At 71.2% G+C, this 15,825-nt stretch carries 15 protein-coding genes and 1 pseudogene; 7 read left to right on the top strand and 9 right to left on the bottom strand.

What is annotated here, in order from left to right:
* Together GTY47_RS41245 and GTY47_RS26460 are read right to left on the bottom strand one after the other, a co-directional pair.
* Positions 1-307: pseudogene (locus GTY47_RS41245) on the bottom strand (hypothetical protein); the annotation flags it as partial.
* Positions 308-437: 130 nt separating this feature from the next.
* On the bottom strand, positions 438-1,436 hold the full coding sequence (locus tag GTY47_RS26460; RefSeq protein ID WP_010044815.1) for a LacI family DNA-binding transcriptional regulator: 999 nt from the start codon (positions 1,434-1,436) through the stop codon (positions 438-440).
* A 111-nt stretch (positions 1,437-1,547) separates the two neighbouring features.
* On the opposite strand from GTY47_RS26460, the gene GTY47_RS26455 reads away from it, so the two are divergent.
* Positions 1,548-2,711 (top strand): Gfo/Idh/MocA family oxidoreductase, encoded by a 1,164-nt coding sequence (locus GTY47_RS26455; RefSeq protein ID WP_010044813.1) that lies wholly within the window; start codon positions 1,548-1,550, stop codon positions 2,709-2,711.
* A gap of 37 nt (positions 2,712-2,748) precedes the next feature.
* Here GTY47_RS26455 and GTY47_RS26450 read toward each other — a convergent pair whose 3' ends face one another.
* Entirely contained in the window at positions 2,749-3,360 is a 612-nt protein-coding gene (locus GTY47_RS26450; RefSeq protein WP_010044812.1) for a TMEM175 family protein, read from the bottom strand.
* Positions 3,361-3,423: 63 nt separating this feature from the next.
* Entirely contained in the window at positions 3,424-4,455 is a 1,032-nt protein-coding gene (locus GTY47_RS26445) for a LacI family DNA-binding transcriptional regulator (protein WP_010044809.1), read from the bottom strand.
* Between the two features lie 108 nt (positions 4,456-4,563).
* Here GTY47_RS26445 and GTY47_RS26440 point away from each other — a divergent pair, with 108 nt between their 5' ends.
* From GTY47_RS26440 to GTY47_RS26425, 4 genes are all read left to right on the top strand, one after another.
* Positions 4,564-5,721 (top strand): phytanoyl-CoA dioxygenase family protein, encoded by a 1,158-nt coding sequence (locus tag GTY47_RS26440; RefSeq protein ID WP_010044807.1) that lies wholly within the window; start codon positions 4,564-4,566, stop codon positions 5,719-5,721.
* 8 nt (positions 5,722-5,729) lie between these two features.
* Complete coding sequence (locus tag GTY47_RS26435; RefSeq protein WP_010044805.1) at positions 5,730-6,506, top strand: SDR family oxidoreductase; 777 nt, start codon at positions 5,730-5,732, stop codon at positions 6,504-6,506.
* Positions 6,507-6,621: 115 nt separating this feature from the next.
* Positions 6,622-7,626: a Gfo/Idh/MocA family oxidoreductase gene (locus GTY47_RS26430; RefSeq protein WP_010044803.1), complete on the top strand. Its 1,005-nt coding sequence runs from the start codon at positions 6,622-6,624 to the stop codon at positions 7,624-7,626.
* Entirely contained in the window at positions 7,623-8,639 is a 1,017-nt protein-coding gene (locus GTY47_RS26425) for a Gfo/Idh/MocA family oxidoreductase (RefSeq protein ID WP_010044801.1), read from the top strand. The genes GTY47_RS26430 and GTY47_RS26425 overlap by 4 nt, the downstream gene beginning before the upstream one ends.
* A 37-nt stretch (positions 8,640-8,676) precedes the next feature.
* Here GTY47_RS26425 and GTY47_RS26420 read toward each other — a convergent pair whose 3' ends face one another.
* From GTY47_RS26420 to GTY47_RS26400, 5 genes are read right to left on the bottom strand one after another with little or no spacing between them, the layout of a single operon-like run.
* Positions 8,677-9,696, bottom strand: a complete 1,020-nt coding sequence (locus GTY47_RS26420; RefSeq protein ID WP_010044798.1) for a Gfo/Idh/MocA family oxidoreductase — start codon at positions 9,694-9,696, stop codon at positions 8,677-8,679.
* Positions 9,697-9,714: 18 nt separating this feature from the next.
* The gene (locus GTY47_RS26415) at positions 9,715-10,617 is read right to left on the bottom strand and encodes a sugar phosphate isomerase/epimerase (RefSeq protein ID WP_010044794.1); all 903 of its coding nucleotides are present in this window, start codon (positions 10,615-10,617) and stop codon (positions 9,715-9,717) included.
* 1 nt (position 10,618) lies between these two features.
* Positions 10,619-11,530: an ATP-binding cassette domain-containing protein gene (locus GTY47_RS26410; protein ID WP_010044793.1), complete on the bottom strand. Its 912-nt coding sequence runs from the start codon at positions 11,528-11,530 to the stop codon at positions 10,619-10,621.
* Between the two features lie 5 nt (positions 11,531-11,535).
* Positions 11,536-12,612 carry an ABC transporter permease gene (locus GTY47_RS26405; protein ID WP_010044790.1) on the bottom strand — a complete coding sequence of 359 codons (1,077 nt, stop codon included), beginning with the start codon at positions 12,610-12,612 and terminating at the stop codon, positions 11,536-11,538.
* Positions 12,612-13,631, bottom strand: coding sequence for a sugar ABC transporter substrate-binding protein (locus GTY47_RS26400; protein ID WP_029181520.1), 1,020 nt, complete (start codon positions 13,629-13,631; stop codon positions 12,612-12,614). The genes GTY47_RS26405 and GTY47_RS26400 overlap by 1 nt, the downstream gene beginning before the upstream one ends.
* A gap of 321 nt (positions 13,632-13,952) precedes the next feature.
* Here GTY47_RS26400 and iolC point away from each other — a divergent pair, with 321 nt between their 5' ends.
* Both iolC and GTY47_RS26390 read left to right on the top strand, forming a co-directional pair.
* Positions 13,953-14,930 carry a 5-dehydro-2-deoxygluconokinase gene (iolC, locus tag GTY47_RS26395; RefSeq protein WP_010044785.1) on the top strand — a complete coding sequence of 326 codons (978 nt, stop codon included), beginning with the start codon at positions 13,953-13,955 and terminating at the stop codon, positions 14,928-14,930.
* 12 nt (positions 14,931-14,942) lie between these two features.
* Positions 14,943-15,821 carry a hypothetical protein gene (locus GTY47_RS26390; RefSeq protein WP_010044784.1) on the top strand — a complete coding sequence of 293 codons (879 nt, stop codon included), beginning with the start codon at positions 14,943-14,945 and terminating at the stop codon, positions 15,819-15,821.
* Positions 15,822-15,825: the final 4 nt, after the last annotated feature.

Genomic DNA, 15,825 nt, shown 5'->3' with positions numbered 1-15,825 from the left:
CAAGTGCGCTACCAAGCTGCGCCACGTCCCGATGCGGCTCGCGCGGGTGAACCGCGTGATCGCGCAGGTCAACCCTACCGCATCCGCAGGGCGAGCCCTCGTGGACGTCGGGCGGGGTGTGACCGGTGGGGTGCGGCGGGAGGATCGCAGCGAGACCCGCTGTCGACACGGCGACGGCGAGGACGGCCCACCAGGGCAGTTCCGCCTTGGTCGCGTGTGCGGCGCAGGACGCGAGGGCGAGCAGCCCCGTGACGGCACCTCCGGTCGTTTCGGCCAGCCGGACACGCCGGTCCCGCGCCTCATCCACCCGTTGCTCCCCCTTCGTCCTATGATGCCCACAAGCCTCAACTCGTATGCATATGCCGCAAACAATACGCTAAGTCGACGGGTGCACCCGACCAGGGCATAGAGGTCGAGACGGACACCGGGGGTCCGATCTAGGACAGCCGGCCCGTCGTCCCCCGGATCTCCAGCGTCGGCGCCGCCAGATGGATCCGCCCTTCTCCCCCCGGCCGCTCGAAGCGGTCGAGGAGGAAGCGGGCGGCGCGGCGGCCGACCTCGTGACCGGCGTTGTCGACGGTGGTGAGCCACAGGTGGCGCAGCCGGGAGATGCTCGTGTTGTCGTAGCCGACGACGGACACGTCGTGCGGGACGCGCAGGCCCAGTTCCTCCGCCGCCGAGAGGGCGCCGACGCAGGTGATGTCGTTGACGGCGAAGACGGCGGTGGGGCGGTCGGGCCGGCTGAGGAGGCGGACGGTGGCGCGGTAGCCGCCCTCCTCGGTCATGTCGCCGGCTTCGACGACGGCCCGGTCGGCCAGGCCGTGCGCCCGCATCGTCGCCTCGAAGCTGCGGCGGCGCAGTTCGCCGACGGCTCCGTAGCCCGCGAGGTGCGCGATGCGGCGGTGGCCGAGGCCGATGAGGTGCTCGGTGACCAGCCGGGCGCCCTGCTCGTCGTCGCCGGCGACCTGGTCCACCCCGGGTGGCACGGGCTCGCGGGCGCCCGCCAGGACGACCGGCATCCGCTCGGCGACCACGCCGAGGGCCGCCCGATCGGGCAGGGTGCCGACCACGACCAGGCCGTCGACACGGAGGTCCAGGAGCGGGTCGGCCGGGTCCTGGCCGATGCGGCGGTTGAGGCGGGCGTCGGCGAGCAGCATCTGCAGGCCGCCCGCGTGCAGGAGGGAGTTCAGGCCGTCGAGGAGGTCGACGAACCAGGGGTTGCGCAGGTCGTTCAGCAGGACCCCGACCGTTCGGGTGCGCTGCTCACTGAGGCTGCGCGCGGCGGCGTTGGGGCGGTAGCCGAGCTCCTGGGCGGCACGGAGCACGGCCTCCCGCTTCTCGGGGCGTACCTGATCGGAACCGCGCAGCACCAGGGAGACCAGCGACTTGGAGATGCCGGCCCGTTCGGCAACGTCTCGGATCGTCGGCGGTCTCATGACATGGACCGTTCCATGAGGGTCGTCGCCTTGTCAAAGGGTTGACAGCGGCGGGAAACCGCACTCAGGGTGGCCCGGACAGGTTCTGGAACGGTCCAAAGAGGGGCTCTCATGGTGGACACGCTCGGCGTCGCCGTCGTCGGTTTCGGCTGGATGGGACGGGTGCACACCCAGGCGTACGCGCGCGTGCGGCACCACTATCCGCAGCTGCCGCTCGTCCCGGAGCTGGTCACGGTCGCCGAGGAGGTGCCGGGCCGGGCTGAGGAGGCCGCCGCGCAGTTCGGGTTCGCGTCGACCACGCGTGACTGGCGGGAGGTGGTCGCCGACCCCCGGGTGAAGGCGGTCAGCATCACCGCGCCGAACTTCCTCCACCGCGAGATCGGCGTCGCCATGGCCGAGGCGGGCAAGCACATCTGGATCGAGAAGCCGGTGGGCCTGACCGCCGAGGACGCGCGTGCGGTGGCCGAGGCGGTGGCCCAGGCGGGTGTACAGGGCACCGTCGGCTTCAACTACCGCAACGCGCCCGCCGTCGAGGCGGCCCGCGAGCTGATCTCCTCGGGGGAGATCGGCGCGGTCACGCATGTCCGCATCCGGCTGTTCAGCGACTACGCGGCGCATCCCGAGGGCGCGCTGACCTGGCGGTACGAGCGGGAGCGGGGCGGCAGCGGCGTGCTGGGCGACCTCGCCTCGCACGGCGCTGACCTGGCCCGTCACCTGCTGGGCGACATCACGTCCCTGACCGCCGACACGGCGATCTTCCTGCCGGAGCGGGCCCGTCCCACTGGGGCGACGGCGGGCCACAGCCGCGCCTCCGGCGGCGAACTCGGCCCGGTCGAGAACGAGGACTACGTCGGCTGCCTGCTGCGCTTCGCCTCCGGGGCGCGCGGTGTGCTGGAGGCCTGCCGGGTCTCGGTGGGCGAGCAGAACAACTACGGCTTCGAGGTGCACGGCACGAAGGGGGCGGTGTTCTGGGACTTCCGCCGCATGAACGAGCTGGGGATCAGCCGCGGCACGACGTACCAGGACCAGGCGGTGACGACGGTGTACGTCGGCCCGGGCCACGGCGAGTTCGCCGCGTTCCAGCCCGGCGCGGCGAACGCCATGGGGTACGACGACCTGAAGGTCATCGAGGCGTACCGCTTCCTCCGGTCGGTCGCCGAGGGCACTCCGCACGGGGCGACCCTCATGGACGCCGTGCACAGTGCGGCCGCGCTGGACGCGATGGCGCGGTCGGCGCGGAGCGGTACGTGGGCGCCGGTGGACGGTCCGGCGTGACGCGGCGCCCCGGTCCTGCCGGGGCGGGGCGCCGGCCTCAGCCCGGGCCCTGGAGCCGCCGGCCCAGGTAGACCTTCACGGGGACGAGGACGAGCCACAGCCACATGATCCTGGGGCCGGTCGCGAAGACCAGCGGGACGGTGGCGAGGAAGATCACCACCGACGCCGCGCTGTCGACGAGATAGAGCGTGGTCGTCGCCTCGGAGGGCGTGTCGTGCCGCAGCCAGGGCCGCTTGGCCAGGACGGTGGCCACCGCCAGATGGCAGGCGCCGAGCGCGGCGACCGCCCCCGCGTAGACGGCGACCGACACGGACAGGTCGCCGTACTCGGCCAGCAGCCGGGTCGGGAACGGCACGAGGGCGGCGACCCCGAGCCCCGCGACCGAAAGGCTGATCACCTGTCCGTCGATCTCCCGCACGCCCTGGAAGATCCGGCGGTTGTCGCGCCAGAAGCTGCCCAGCACCGCGACGCTCAGCGCGTACGCCCCGAGGTCCGGCAGCAGCTCGCGCAGAGCCCTGCGGTACGCGGCGGGATCGAGGTCCCGCGGCACGGAGAGATCGAGGACGAGCAGGGTGATGGCGATGGCGAACACCCCGTCGACCAGGGTCACCAGCCGCTCGGGTCCGCCGTCCGGGCGCGAGGTCCACATGGGCCTGACGGTAGGCGCCGCGCGAGCTCCGCTTCCGGATCCACGCGCGCTCATGCCGCCGGATCACACGGGCGCCTGCTGCGGCATGTTGTACGGCGTCACCACCTGGATCGCCGACGGCAGGGGCGGTCCCGCCGGCGGCAGCGCGCCGTGAGCGCGCATGACGGTGTGGCAGGCCTCGCGAACGTCCTGGCGGAGGTCGTGGTGGAGCACGGCGGACAGGCGGTGCGCGCGCAGCAGCCGGGTGTTGTCGTGGTCGAGGTCGTGTGCGATGAACACGGCGCACTCGCGGCGGAGGTCGTCGAAGGCCTTCAGCGTGGCGATGTTGCCGCCGCCGATCGAGTACACCGCGCGGATGTCCGGGTCGCGTTTCAGCGCTGCCCGGACGAGGTCGTACTGGGTGGCGTCCAGCCCCTGCCCCTCGGCGATCTCGACCAGCGTGCGCCCGGGGTGCCGGGCGCGCATGGCGCTGCGGAAGCCCATCTCGCGCTCCTCCTCGTTGCGGAAGAAGCCGCTGCTGAGGCTGGTCAGGATGTTGCCCGGCCGCTCCCCCAGCCACTGGCCCATCAGATACGCCGCTGTCGCGCCGGCCGCCCGGTCGTCGATGCCGACGTAGGCGAGGCGGGCGCTGGACGGCAGGTCCGTCACCAGCGTCACGACCGGTATGCCGGCCGCCGCGAGCCGGCCGACCGCGGCCGTGACCTCGGGGACGTCCGGGGCCTTGAGGATCACGCCCTGTGAGCCGCGCCGGGCGATCCGGTCCAGGATCCGCACCAGCTCCCCGACCGGGCCGGTCTCGCGGAAGTGGAAGCGGGAGCGCAGCACCGCCGGGTGCAGGGACGGCAGCTCGGCCTCCAGGGCGGCGCGGATCGCGGTGGTGAAGCGCTCGGGCGCCTGCATCACGATGTCGACCATGAACGTCCGGCCGACGAGCCGGACCTGGGTGCGCTGCCGGTCCAGGTCGGCGATGGCCTGGTGCACCTCCCGGGCCGTGCTCTCCCGCACCCCTCCCCTGCCGTTCAGGACCCGGTCGACGGTCGCCTCGCTCAGGCCCGCCTGACGTGCGATCTCCCGGATCGGGAAGGGGTGGCCCATGCGCCGGCTCCTTGAGGGGTTTTTGATGGCTCGCTGCTGGTTGTTCGAGGGGTTTGTACTGACAAGAATGACAGGGCTGCGTCGCTCCGTGACCCCGAAGGGACGACGATGTCCTTCACTTCCGTACACCGCCGCGCCTGGCTGTCCGAGCAGGACTGCGACCTCGACGCGTTCCGCGCGCTGGTCGAGCAGGCGACCGATCCCGTCGACTATCCGCACGCCTCGGCCGTGGAGCGGAACGTGCCGGTCTACGACACCGGCCTGCTCGAGGGCGACCGGGTGGTCCAGGCCGAGCTGGTGCGCGCGCTCGCCGACGGGCCCGGCATCGTCGTCTTCCGCGGTGCCTTCCCGGACCCGGAGGTCGTGGACCGGGCCACGGCCGTGTTCGACGCCCTGATCGCCGAGCAGCGTGCCTCGGGCGCGACGGCCGGTGACCACTTCGCGAAGCCGGGCGCCAACGACCGGGTGTGGAACGCGCTGGAGAAGGCGGCCCTGTACGACGCGGAGGCGTTCGCCGACTACTACGCCAACGACGTCCTCGCCCTCGTGGCCACGGCCTGGCTGGGCCCCGGCTACCAGGTCACCTCGCAGCTCAACGTGGTCAACCCGGGCGGCGCCGCCCAGACGGCGCACCGCGACTACCATCTGGGCTTCCTGTCCAACGAGGTCGCCGCCGCCTACCCGGGGCACGTGCACCGCCTCTCCCCCGTGCTGACCCTCCAGGGTGCGGTCGCGCACTGCGACATGCCGGTGGAGTCCGGGCCGACGATGTACCTGCCGCACTCGCAGAAGTACGAGCCGGGCTATCTCGCCTGGCGGCTCCCGGAGTTCCGGGCGTACTTCGAGGCGCACCAGGTGCAGCTGCCGCTCGCCAAGGGCGACGCGGTCTTCTTCAACCCGGCCCTCTTCCACGCCGCCGGCACCAACCGCTCGGCGGACATCCGGCGCATGGCGAACCTGTTGCAGGTGTCGTCCGCGTTCGGGCGGGCGATGGAGACGGTGGACCGGGAGGCCGTGGCGAACGCGGTGTACCCCGTGCTCCTGAAGCGGAAGGCCGAGGGCGCGAGCGACGCGTGGCTGGCCAACGTCATCGCGGCGAGCGCCGAGGGCTACCCCTTCCCGACCAACCTCGACAGCGACCCGCCGGTCGACGGCCTGGCCCCGCCCTCCCAGGCGGATCTCGTACGGCGGGCCCTGCACGAGGAGTGGACGCCGGAGGCGCTCCGAGCGGAGCTGCGGGCCGGTACCGAACGGCGAGAGAGCTGAGGGAACGCGTGGGACTTCTCGACGACAAGGTCGTCCTGGTCAACGGCGGCAGCCAGGGTGTCGGCGCCGCCGTCGCGCGGGCCGCGGTCCGCGAGGGGGCGGTGGTGGCCGTCACCGGGCGGCGGCCCGGGCCCGGTGAGGCCCTGGTGGCGGAGCTGACCGCCGCGGGCGGCAAGGCCCTGTACGTCCGGGCCGACCTGTCGGACGCGGGGCAGGCGAAGGCCTCCGTGGCCCGGGTCGTGGAGACGTACGGCCGGATCGACTGCCTCGTGAACTCCGCCGGGCTGACCTCCCGGGGGACGCTGCTGGACACCACGCCCGAGCTGTTCGACCAGCACGTCGCGATCAACCTCAAGGGGCCGTTCTTCGCCATGCAGGCGGCGGTCGCGGACATGGTCGCGCGGGAGGCGCCCGGCACGATCGTCAACATCATCACGTCGTCGGCGCACGGGGGTCAGCCGTTTCTGGCGCCGTACGTGGCCGCGAAGGCCGGCCTCATCGGCCTGACCCGGAACGCCGCGCACGCGCACCGGTGGGACCGGGTGCGGATCAACGGGCTGAACATCGGCTGGACGGCGACGGAGGGTGAGGACGCGACGCAGCGGGCGTTCCACGAGGCGGGGGACGACTGGCGTGAGGAGGCTGCCGCGAAGTTGCCGATGGGCAAGTTGGGCCAGCCTGATGAGATCGCCGAGTTCGTGGTGTTTCTGCTGTCGGATCGGTCCGGGGTGGTTACCGGGTCCGTCATCGATTGGGATCAGAACGTTCTGGGCGGACTCGACTAAGGATGTGCCGCGCATTGTCGTCGGTCGTGTGCGGCGCCGTTTTGGCTGTTCGCGCAGTTCCCCGTGCCCCCAAGGGCATCGCACCACCCCCCGTTCACAACTAGGAGCATCACCCATGCGTATCGGAATCCTCGGCCTCGGCCGTATCGGCGCCCTTCACGCCGAGACCCTCTCCGGGCTCGACGCCGTCGAGTCCCTCGTCGTCACCGACCCGTTCGCGGACGCCGCCAAGGCCGCCGCCGAGCGGTTCGGCGCCGAGGTCGTGGACTCGCCGGAGGCCCTGCTGGCCGCCGGCGTGGACGGCATCGTCGTCGCGGCCGCGACGGACGCCCACCCCGCGCTGATCCTGGCCGGGGTCGAGGCCGGCATCCCCGTCTTCTGCGAGAAGCCCGTCGCCAGGACCATGAGCGAGGGGGTCGAGGTGCTGAAGGCCGTCCAGGGCAAGGACGTGCCGATCCAGATCGGCTACAACCGCCGTTTCGACACCGGGTTCGTCAACGCCCGCGCCGCCGTGCAGAGCGGCGAGCTCGGCACGCTGCACACGGTCCGCTCGACCACGCTCGACCCGGCGCCGCCGCCCGCCGCGTACATCGCCGCCTCCGGCGGCATCTTCCGCGACTGCTCGGTGCACGACTTCGACATCATCCGCTGGGTGACCGGCCGCGAGGTGACCGAGGTGTACGCCGTGGGCGGCAACCGCGGTGCCGACTTCATCAAGGAGGCCGGTGACGCCGACACCACCGGCGCGATCCTCACCCTGGACGACGGCACCATCGCGGTGGTGTCCAACTCCCGCCACAACGCCCGTGGTTACGACGTCCGCATGGAGATCCACGGTTTCAAGGACTCCATCGCCGTCGGCCTGGAGGACAAGCTGCCGCTGCGCTCGGTCGAGCCGGGCGTGACCTTCCCGGCGGGCACCCCGCACGACTTCTTCATGGACCGCTTCACCGAGGCCTACCGCGCCGAACTGACCGCGTTCACCGAGGTCGTGGCCGGCACCCGCCCCTCCCCCTGCACGATCGAGGACGCCCTGGAGGCGGGCTGGATCGCCGACGCCTGCACACTGTCGCTGCACGAGCACCGTCCCGTGACGATCGAGGAGGTACGGCAGGCATGAGCGACACGGGCCGGGGACCGCTGCGCATAGGTGTGCTGGGGGCGGCGCGGATCACCGGACGCTCCCTGATCGACCCGGCCCGGGCGACCGGCCACCGCCTCGTCGCGGTGGCCGCCCGCGACCGCGCCCGCGCCGAGGCGTTCGCCACCGAGCACGGCGTGGAGCGGGTGGCGGATTCGTACGCCGAGCTGGTGGCCGATCCCGAGGTCGACGTGGTCTACAACCCGCTCGCCAACGGTCTGCACGGCCCGTGGAACCTGGCCGCCCTCGCGGCGGGCAAGCACGTGCTGTCGGAGAAGCCGTCGGCGAGCAACGCGCGGGAGGCGGCGGAGGTACGTCAGGCCGCGGTGGATGCCGGGACGGTCTTCATGGAGGCCTTCCACTACCTCTTCCACCCGGTCACCCGCCGCCTGCACGAGCTGCTGGAGTCCGGTGAGCTCGGCGAGTTGCGGCATGTCGAGGCGATGGTCGCCATCGCCGCGCCGCCGGACACCGACCCGCGCTGGTCGCTGCCGCTGGCCGGCGGCGCCCTGATGGACCTCGGCTGCTACAGCCTGCACGCGCTGCGCATGCTGGCGCCCTGGGCGGGCGGCGCGCCGCGCCTGGCCGGGGCCCGGGGCGGTCAGCGCGCGGGTGCGCCCGGGGTCGACGAGTGGCTGGACGCCGACCTGGAGTTCCCCGGCGGCGCGACCGGCTCGGCCCGCTGCCACATGGCGTACGACGGGTTGGACATGAGCATCCGGATCGTCGGCTCCCGGGGCGAGGCGACGGCCCCGAACTTCGTACTGCCGCAGATGGACGACCGGATCGTGATCCGCACCCCGGAGGGCGAACGCACGGAGCACCTCGGGACGCGCTCGTCGTACACGTACCAGCTGGAGGCGTTCGCGGCCCGGGTGCGGGACGGTGCGGCGCTGCCGCTGGACGCGGACGACGCGGTGACGACGATGGCGCTCATCGACGACTGCTACCGCGCGGCCGGGTTCGAGCCCCGGCCCAGCACCAGGATCTGAGGAACACGCCGAACGGGCCGGGGTACCCCCGGCCCGTTCACGCGTACAGCGCGGGCTTCTCGACCAGTTCGACCTCGACCCGGCCGCCGTCGTCCAGCGCCCGTACTCCGGCCTCGCACACCGCGGCGGCGGCGTAGCCGTCCCAGACGCTCGGGCCGGTGACCTCGCCGCGGCGGGTGGCGTCGACCCAGGCCTGGATCTCCCGGTCGTAGGCCGTCTCGAAGCGTTCGGTGAAGTCCTGGGCGATGGTGCCGCCCCAGCGGCCGGCCATGTTGGTGACCAGGGCGTGGCCGTCGCCGATGCGGGCGGTGCCGCGTTCGCAGACCACCTCGGCCTGGACCTGGTAGCCGAAGCCGCAGTTGACGAAGATCTCCACGTCCGAGAGGGCGCCGCCGTCGGTCTCGAAGACGACGAACTGCGGATCGCGCAGCCCGTCGGGGGTGTTGGCGGACGGCGCCGGGCGCAGCACCGTGACCGCCGTGATCTCGTGGTCCAGCAGCCAGCGGGTCGCGTCCGCCTCGTGGGCGACGGAGTCGCTGATGAGCATGGAGCTGGTGAAGAAGGGCGGGCTGGCGACGTTGCGGTGCCGGTTGTGCAGCATCAGCGGACGTCCCAGCTGACCCGTCGTCAGGAGGGCCTTCAGCTTCGCGTACTCGGGGTCGTAGCGGCGCATGAAGCCGACCTGGACGCGGCGGTGGCCGAGGCGCAGTTCGGCTTCGAGGACGCGCAGGGCGGAGGCCGCGTCGGGGGTGAGCGGCTTCTCGCACAGGACGGGCAGATCGCGTTCGAAGGCGGCGAGCAGCGTGGCCTCGTGGGCCGGGCCCGGGGAGGCGATCAGGACGGCGTCGACGTCGGCCGCCGCCATCGCGGCGGCCGGGTCGGTGTGCGCGGTGCAGCCGTCGACACGGGCGGCGACGGCCTTCGCGCGCTCCGCGTCGACGTCGGCGACGGCGACCACCCGTGCTCCGCTGATGACGTCGTGGATGCGGCGCACATGGTCCGCGCCCATCCTTCCGGTACCGATGACCGCGACTTTCAGGGTGGCGCGCTCAGTCATGGCCGTCCTTTCGGGTCGTCAGGCGCCGCAGGACCTCAGGAACTTGCGGGTGCGCACCGCGATCGGCAGCGGCTTGTCCGGCTCGCAGGGGTACATGTCCTGCTCGACGATGGCGAACAGGTCCACGCCCAGCTTCTGGGCGGCCGTCAGGACGGGGCCCAACTCCGGGACACCGGCGGGCGGTTCGCACATCACGCCGCGCGCGACGGCCGGGCCGAACGGGACCTCGTTCTTGACGACGTCCGCGAGGATCTCCGGGTCGACCTGCTTGAGGTGCAGGTAGCCGATGCGCTCGCCGTACGTCTCGATCAGCTTGACGCTGTCGCCGCCGCAGTAGGCGTAGTGGCCCGTGTCCAGGCAGAGGTTGACCGCGTCGGAGTCGGTCGAGTCGAGGAACCGCTCGACGTGCTCCTCGGTGTCGATGTGGGTGTCGGCGTGCGGGTGGACGACGATGTCCAGGCCGTACCTGTCCTTCACCTCACGGCCGAGGCGCTCCATGCCCGTGGTGAGGTTGCGCCACTGCTCGGTGGTGAGCTCCGGGGGCTCCAGGATCTCGGCGGTCTTGTCGTCCCGCCAGAAGGACGGGATGACGACCAGGTGCTTCGCGTCCATGGCCTGGGTGAGGGCGGCGACCCGGCTGACCTGCTCCCAGGTGGAGTCCCACTCGGAGGGGCCGCGGTGCAGACCGCAGAAGATCGTGCCGGCGGAGACCTTCAGGTTCCGCTTGGTCACCTCGTCGGTGAGCCGGGCCGGGTCGGTCGGCAGGTAGCCGTACGGGCCGAGTTCGATCCAGGAGTAGCCGGCTTCGGCGACCTCGTCCAGGAAGCGTTCCCAGGGCACCTGCTGGGGGTCGTCCGGGAACCAGACGCCCCAGGAGTCGGGGGCGGAGCCGACCCGGATGCGGTCGAGCGCAGAGGCCATGTCAGGACTTTCCTTCCGAAGACGTGGCTACGGGGGCGGTGAGGTCTCCCTCCTCGGGGAGCTCCTCGACGTCGACGCCGCGGACCTGCGCCAACTCGTGCTTGAGGGAGGCCAGTTCGGTGCCGCCGGCCATGTGGTTGGTCAGCTCCTCGAGGCTGACCTCGCTGCGGGAGGCGGACAGTTCCATGGTGCCCAGGCGCAGCACGCTGAAGTGGTCGCCGACCATGTAGGCGTGGTGCGGGTTGTGGGTGATGAAGATGACGCCGAGGCCCTTCTCGCGGGCGGCGGCGATGTACTTCAGGACCACACCGGACTGCTTGACGCCGAGTGCGGCGGTCGGCTCGTCCAGGATGAGGACGCGGGCGCCGAAGTAGACGGCGCGGGCGATGGCGACGCACTGGCGCTGGCCGCCCGAGAGCGTGCCGATGGGCTGCTCCATGTCGTCGAGGACGATGCCCATGTTGCGCAGTTCCTCGTCCGCGGTCTTCTTCATCTTCTCGATGTCGAGACGGCGCACGGGCCAGGGGCCCTTGGTCATCTCGGAGCCGAGGAAGAAGTTGCGCCACACCGGCATCAGCGGGACGACGGCGAGGTCCTGGTAGACCGTGGCGATGCCCTTGTCGAGGGCCTCGCGCGGGGTGGAGAAGCGCACCGGTTCGCCGTCGACGAGGAACTCGCCCTCGGTGTGCTGGTGCAGACCCGAGATGATCTTGATGAGGGTGGACTTGCCCGCGCCGTTGTCGCCGAGGACGCAGGTGACCCTGCCGGGGTGGACGGTGAGGTCGACGCCGTGCAGGGCGCGGATGTTGCCGTAGGACTTGCCGGCGCTGCGGAGTTCGACGAGGGGTCGGTCCCCTTCGGGCGGCGTGTCCGTCAGGACGGCCCCGTGGGTGCCGGTTTCGTTGCTGGTCACTGCGGTCACCTCCGGGTCGCCGTGCGCTGGACCCACAGATTGATGAGGACGGCGCCGAGGAGCATCACGCCGAGGAAGGCCTTGAACCAGTCGGGGTTCCAGCCGGCGTAGACGATGCCCTGCTGCACCATGCCGAACATGAAGGCACCGAAGACCGGACCGATCGCGGAGCCGTAGCCACCGGTCAGCAGACAGCCGCCGATGACGGCCGCGGCGATGTAGATGAGCTCCTGGCCCACGCCCTCGCCGGACTGCACGGTGTTGAAGGAGAACAGCTGGTGCATGCCGACGAACCAGGCGCCGAAGCCGACCAGCATGAACAGGGAGATCTTGGTGAAGGTCACCGGGACACCGACGGCCCGGGCGGAGTGCTTGTTGCCGCCGACGGCGAAGATCCAGTTGCCGTACTTGGTGCGCAGCAGAACCCAGGTGGCCAGGGCCGCGAAGACCAGCCACCAGACGACGGTGATCTTGACGTTGACCCCGCCGACCTCGAACGTCGAGGCGAAGATCTTCTGCGCCTGGGAGAAGCCGTCCATGTCGCTGATGTCGTCGGTGGCGACGTTGCCGGTGACCAGCTTGGTCACGGCGAGGTTCACGCCCTGGAGGATCAGGAAGGTGCCCAGGGTGACCAGGAAGCTCGGGAGGCCGGTCTTGACCAGCATCCAGCCGTTGAACGCGCCGATCGCGAGCGACACGAGCAGGGCGACGATCACGCCGACCCAGACGTTCAGTGTCAGCTGGTAGCTGAGCATCGACGCGGTGAGCGCCGAGGTGACCACGGCGACACCGGCCGACAGGTCGAACTCGCCGCCGATCATCAGCAGGGCCACCGGCAGCGCCATGATCCCGATGGTCGACGACTGGTACAGGATGTTGGCCATCGAGCTGCCGTCGCGTACCGGCGGGGCCGCGAACAGGAAGAACACGAGCACGGCGACGGCGCCGAGGAAGACGCCGACCTCGGGCCGGGCGAGCAGCCGCAGCGCCAGGGGGCGCTGCCTCGTCCGGCCGTCGGACTGCTTCTGGCCGGGGGCCGGCGGTGTGTCCACCGCCGGCGCAGCCTGTTGGGTCATGCTCATCACCGGGTGCCCTTCGCGGCGAACTCCCCGATCTTGTCGACGTTGGACTTGTCGACGAAGGCCGGGCCGGTCAGCACGGGCTGCTCGCCGCCGCCGCTGTAGTTGCCGTTGTTCTTGTAGAGCCACAGGCCGTCGACGGCCAGGTAGCCCTGGAGGTAGGGCTGCTGGTCGACGGCGAACTGGATGGAGTCGTTCTTGATGCCCTTGATGAGGTCCTTGTTGAGGTCGAAGGTGGCGACCTTCGCCTTGCTGCCGGCGTCGCCGACCGACTGCACCGCGGTCAGCGCGAAGGGGGCGCCGAGCGTGACGACGTAGTCGATGGACGGGTCCTGCTTCAGCTTGGCGGTGATCGTCGACTTGACGGACGGCATGTCGGTGCCGTTGACGTTCTGGGTGTCGAGCTTGCCGTCGAAGGTCTTCTCGACGCCGTCGCAGCGCTGGGTCAGGCCGACGTTGCCCTGCTCCTGGACGACGCAGAGGGCGTGCTTGGCGCCGACCTCGTTGAGCTTCTTGCCGAAGGCCTCGCCGGCCACCGACTCGTCCTGGCCGAAGAACTCCAGCAGGTTGAGCTTCTTCCAGTCGCTCAGGCCGGAGTTGAGTCCGACCACGGGTATGCCGGCCTTCTCGGCCTTGCCTATGACGCCCTTGAGGGCGTCGGGCTTGGCGAGGGTGACGGCGATGCCGTCGACCTTCTGGTCGATCGCGTTCTGGACCAGGTTGGCCTGGTTGCCCGCGTTCGGGTCGGCGGAGTAGACGAGCTTGATGTTGTCCTTGGCGGCGGCGGCCTCGGCGCCCTTGCGCACGGTGTCCCAGAAGGTGTCACCGGGCGCCTGGTGGGTGACCAGGGCGACGGTCATACGCGGCGTGGTCGCCTTGCCGGCGGAGGCGTTGGCGGCGCCTTCCTCGGACTTCTTGCCCCCGGAACTGCTGGAGCAGCCGGCGAGGGTCAGGGCCGCCGCCGCGGCAACGGCCACAACCGGCGCGATCCGGCGGGAGCGGGGGTGAGAAGAGCGGTCCATCTTTCCTGGCACCTCACTGTGCTACTGCGGGGGAAAGGAAGGGGATCACGAGGGATCCGTGGTCCCGGAGCCTTACGGAGTCCGGATCATGATGCCGCAAACAGACTGTTGCGATGCCACGGGATCCAAGTCCTTGCCGCGCTCGCTGTCAATACTTTGTTAAGACATCATTTCACAAGCAGGTCCGAATGTAAGTACAAACTATTGACAGGGCCGTCTCCGCCGCCTACACCTGGTAGGCGGCAGGTCGCAGGTCATCCACGCCCCACGGTGTCAGGGCGGCCTCGGACCCGCATCCCCAGCTTCCCGAGGAGGTCGCGCATGCCCGAGCCAGCCCAGTATTTCGACTTGATCACGATGGGCCGCATCGGGGTCGACCTGTATCCCCTCCAGACCGGCGTCCCGCTGCCCCAAGTGGAGACGTTCGGGAAATTTCTGGGAGGTTCGGCGGCCAATGTGGCGGTCGCCGCGGCGCGCCTCGGACGCCGTACGGCCGTGATCACCCGGACCGGCGCCGACCCCTTCGGCACCTACCTGCACGAGGAGCTGAAGTCCTTCGGCGTCGACGACCGCTGGGTCACCCCGGTCGACGCCCACCCGACGCCGGTCACGTTCTGCGAGATCTTCCCGCCGGACGACTTCCCGCTGTACTTCTACCGCCGCCCCAAGGCCCCCGACCTGGAGATCCACACCGACGAGCTGGACTTCTTCGCGATCCGCGGGGCCCGGATCTTCTGGATCACCGGGACGGGTCTGAGCGAGGAGCCGAGCCGCTCCGCCACGCTCGCCGCCCTCAAGGCCCGCGACAAGGCGGGCATCACCGTCTTCGACCTCGACTGGCGCCCGATGTTCTGGGCCGACCCCGAGGAGGCCCGCCCGTACTACCGCGAGGCGCTGCGCCACGCCACCGTCGCCGTCGGCAACCTCGACGAGTGCGAGATCGCCACCGGCGTGCGCGAACCGCAGGCCTGCGCCGACGCGCTGCTGGAGGCGGGCGTGGAACTGGCCGTCGTCAAGCAGGGCCCCAAGGGCGTCCTGGCCGTGCACCGCGACGGCACCCGGGCCGAGGTGCCGCCGGTGCCGGTCGAGGTGGTCAACGGCCTGGGCGCGGGCGACGCCTTCGGCGGCTCCCTGTGTCACGGCCTGCTCGCCGGCTGGGACCTGGAGAAGACCATGCGGCACGCCAACGCCGCCGGCGCCCTCGTCGCCTCCCGCCTCGCCTGCTCCTCCGCGATGCCCGCCGAGTCCGAGGTCGAGGACCTCCTCGCCGAGGCGTCGTCGCCGAGCCCGAGCCACTGAACGGAGCCTTCCTTGAACATCGGCATCCCCGACCTCACCACGGTCAGAGCCCGGAATCCCGAGGCCGTCGCCGAGGCGGCCGCCCGCCGGGTGCGCCGCCCGCTGATCGGCGACAGCGGCCGGCTGATGATCGTGGCCGCCGACCACCCGGCGCGCGGCGCCCTCGGGGTCGGCGACCGGCGCCTGGCCATGGCCGACCGCGCCGATCTGCTGGAACGGCTCTGCGTCGCCCTGTCGAGGCCCGGTGTCGACGGGGTGCTCGCCACCGCCGACATCCTGGAGGACCTGCTCCTGCTCGGGGTGCTGGAGAACAAGGTCGTCATGGGCTCGATGAACCGCGGCGGCCTCGCCGGCGCCACGTTCGAGATGGACGACCGTTTCACCGGCCACCGCGCCGAGGACATCGCCCGGCTCCGCTTCGACGCGGCCAAGCTCCTGGTCCGCATCGACTACGACGACCCGGGCTCGCTCACCACCCTGGAGTCCACGGCGCGGGCGATCGACGCCATGGCGGCCCTGCGACTTCCCCTGTTCGTCGAGCCGTTCATCTCCCGGCGGGTCGACGGCAAGGTGCGCAACGACCTGTCCGCCGAGGCCGTCACCCGGTCCATCGCCATCTCCTCGGGCCTGGGCGGCACCTCCGCCTACACCTGGCTGAAGCTGCCCGTCACCGACGACCCGGACGACATGGCGCAGGTCCTGGAGACCTCCACGCTCCCCGTCGTGCTGCTTGGCGGCGAGGTCGGCGGCGACCAGGAGGGCGCGTACGAACGCTGGCGCAAGGCCCTGCGCCTGCCCACCGTGCAGGGCATGGTCGTCGGGCGCTCGCTGCTCTATCCGGCCGAGGGCACTGTGGAAGAGGCCGTGGACACGGCCGTCGGCCTGCTCTGATGCA

Source organism: Streptomyces sp. SID5464, assembly GCF_009862985.1.
Classification (GTDB): Bacteria; Actinomycetota; Actinomycetes; order Streptomycetales; family Streptomycetaceae; genus Streptomyces; species Streptomyces chartreusis_D.
This window is presented reverse-complemented; position numbering and strand designations above follow the sequence as displayed.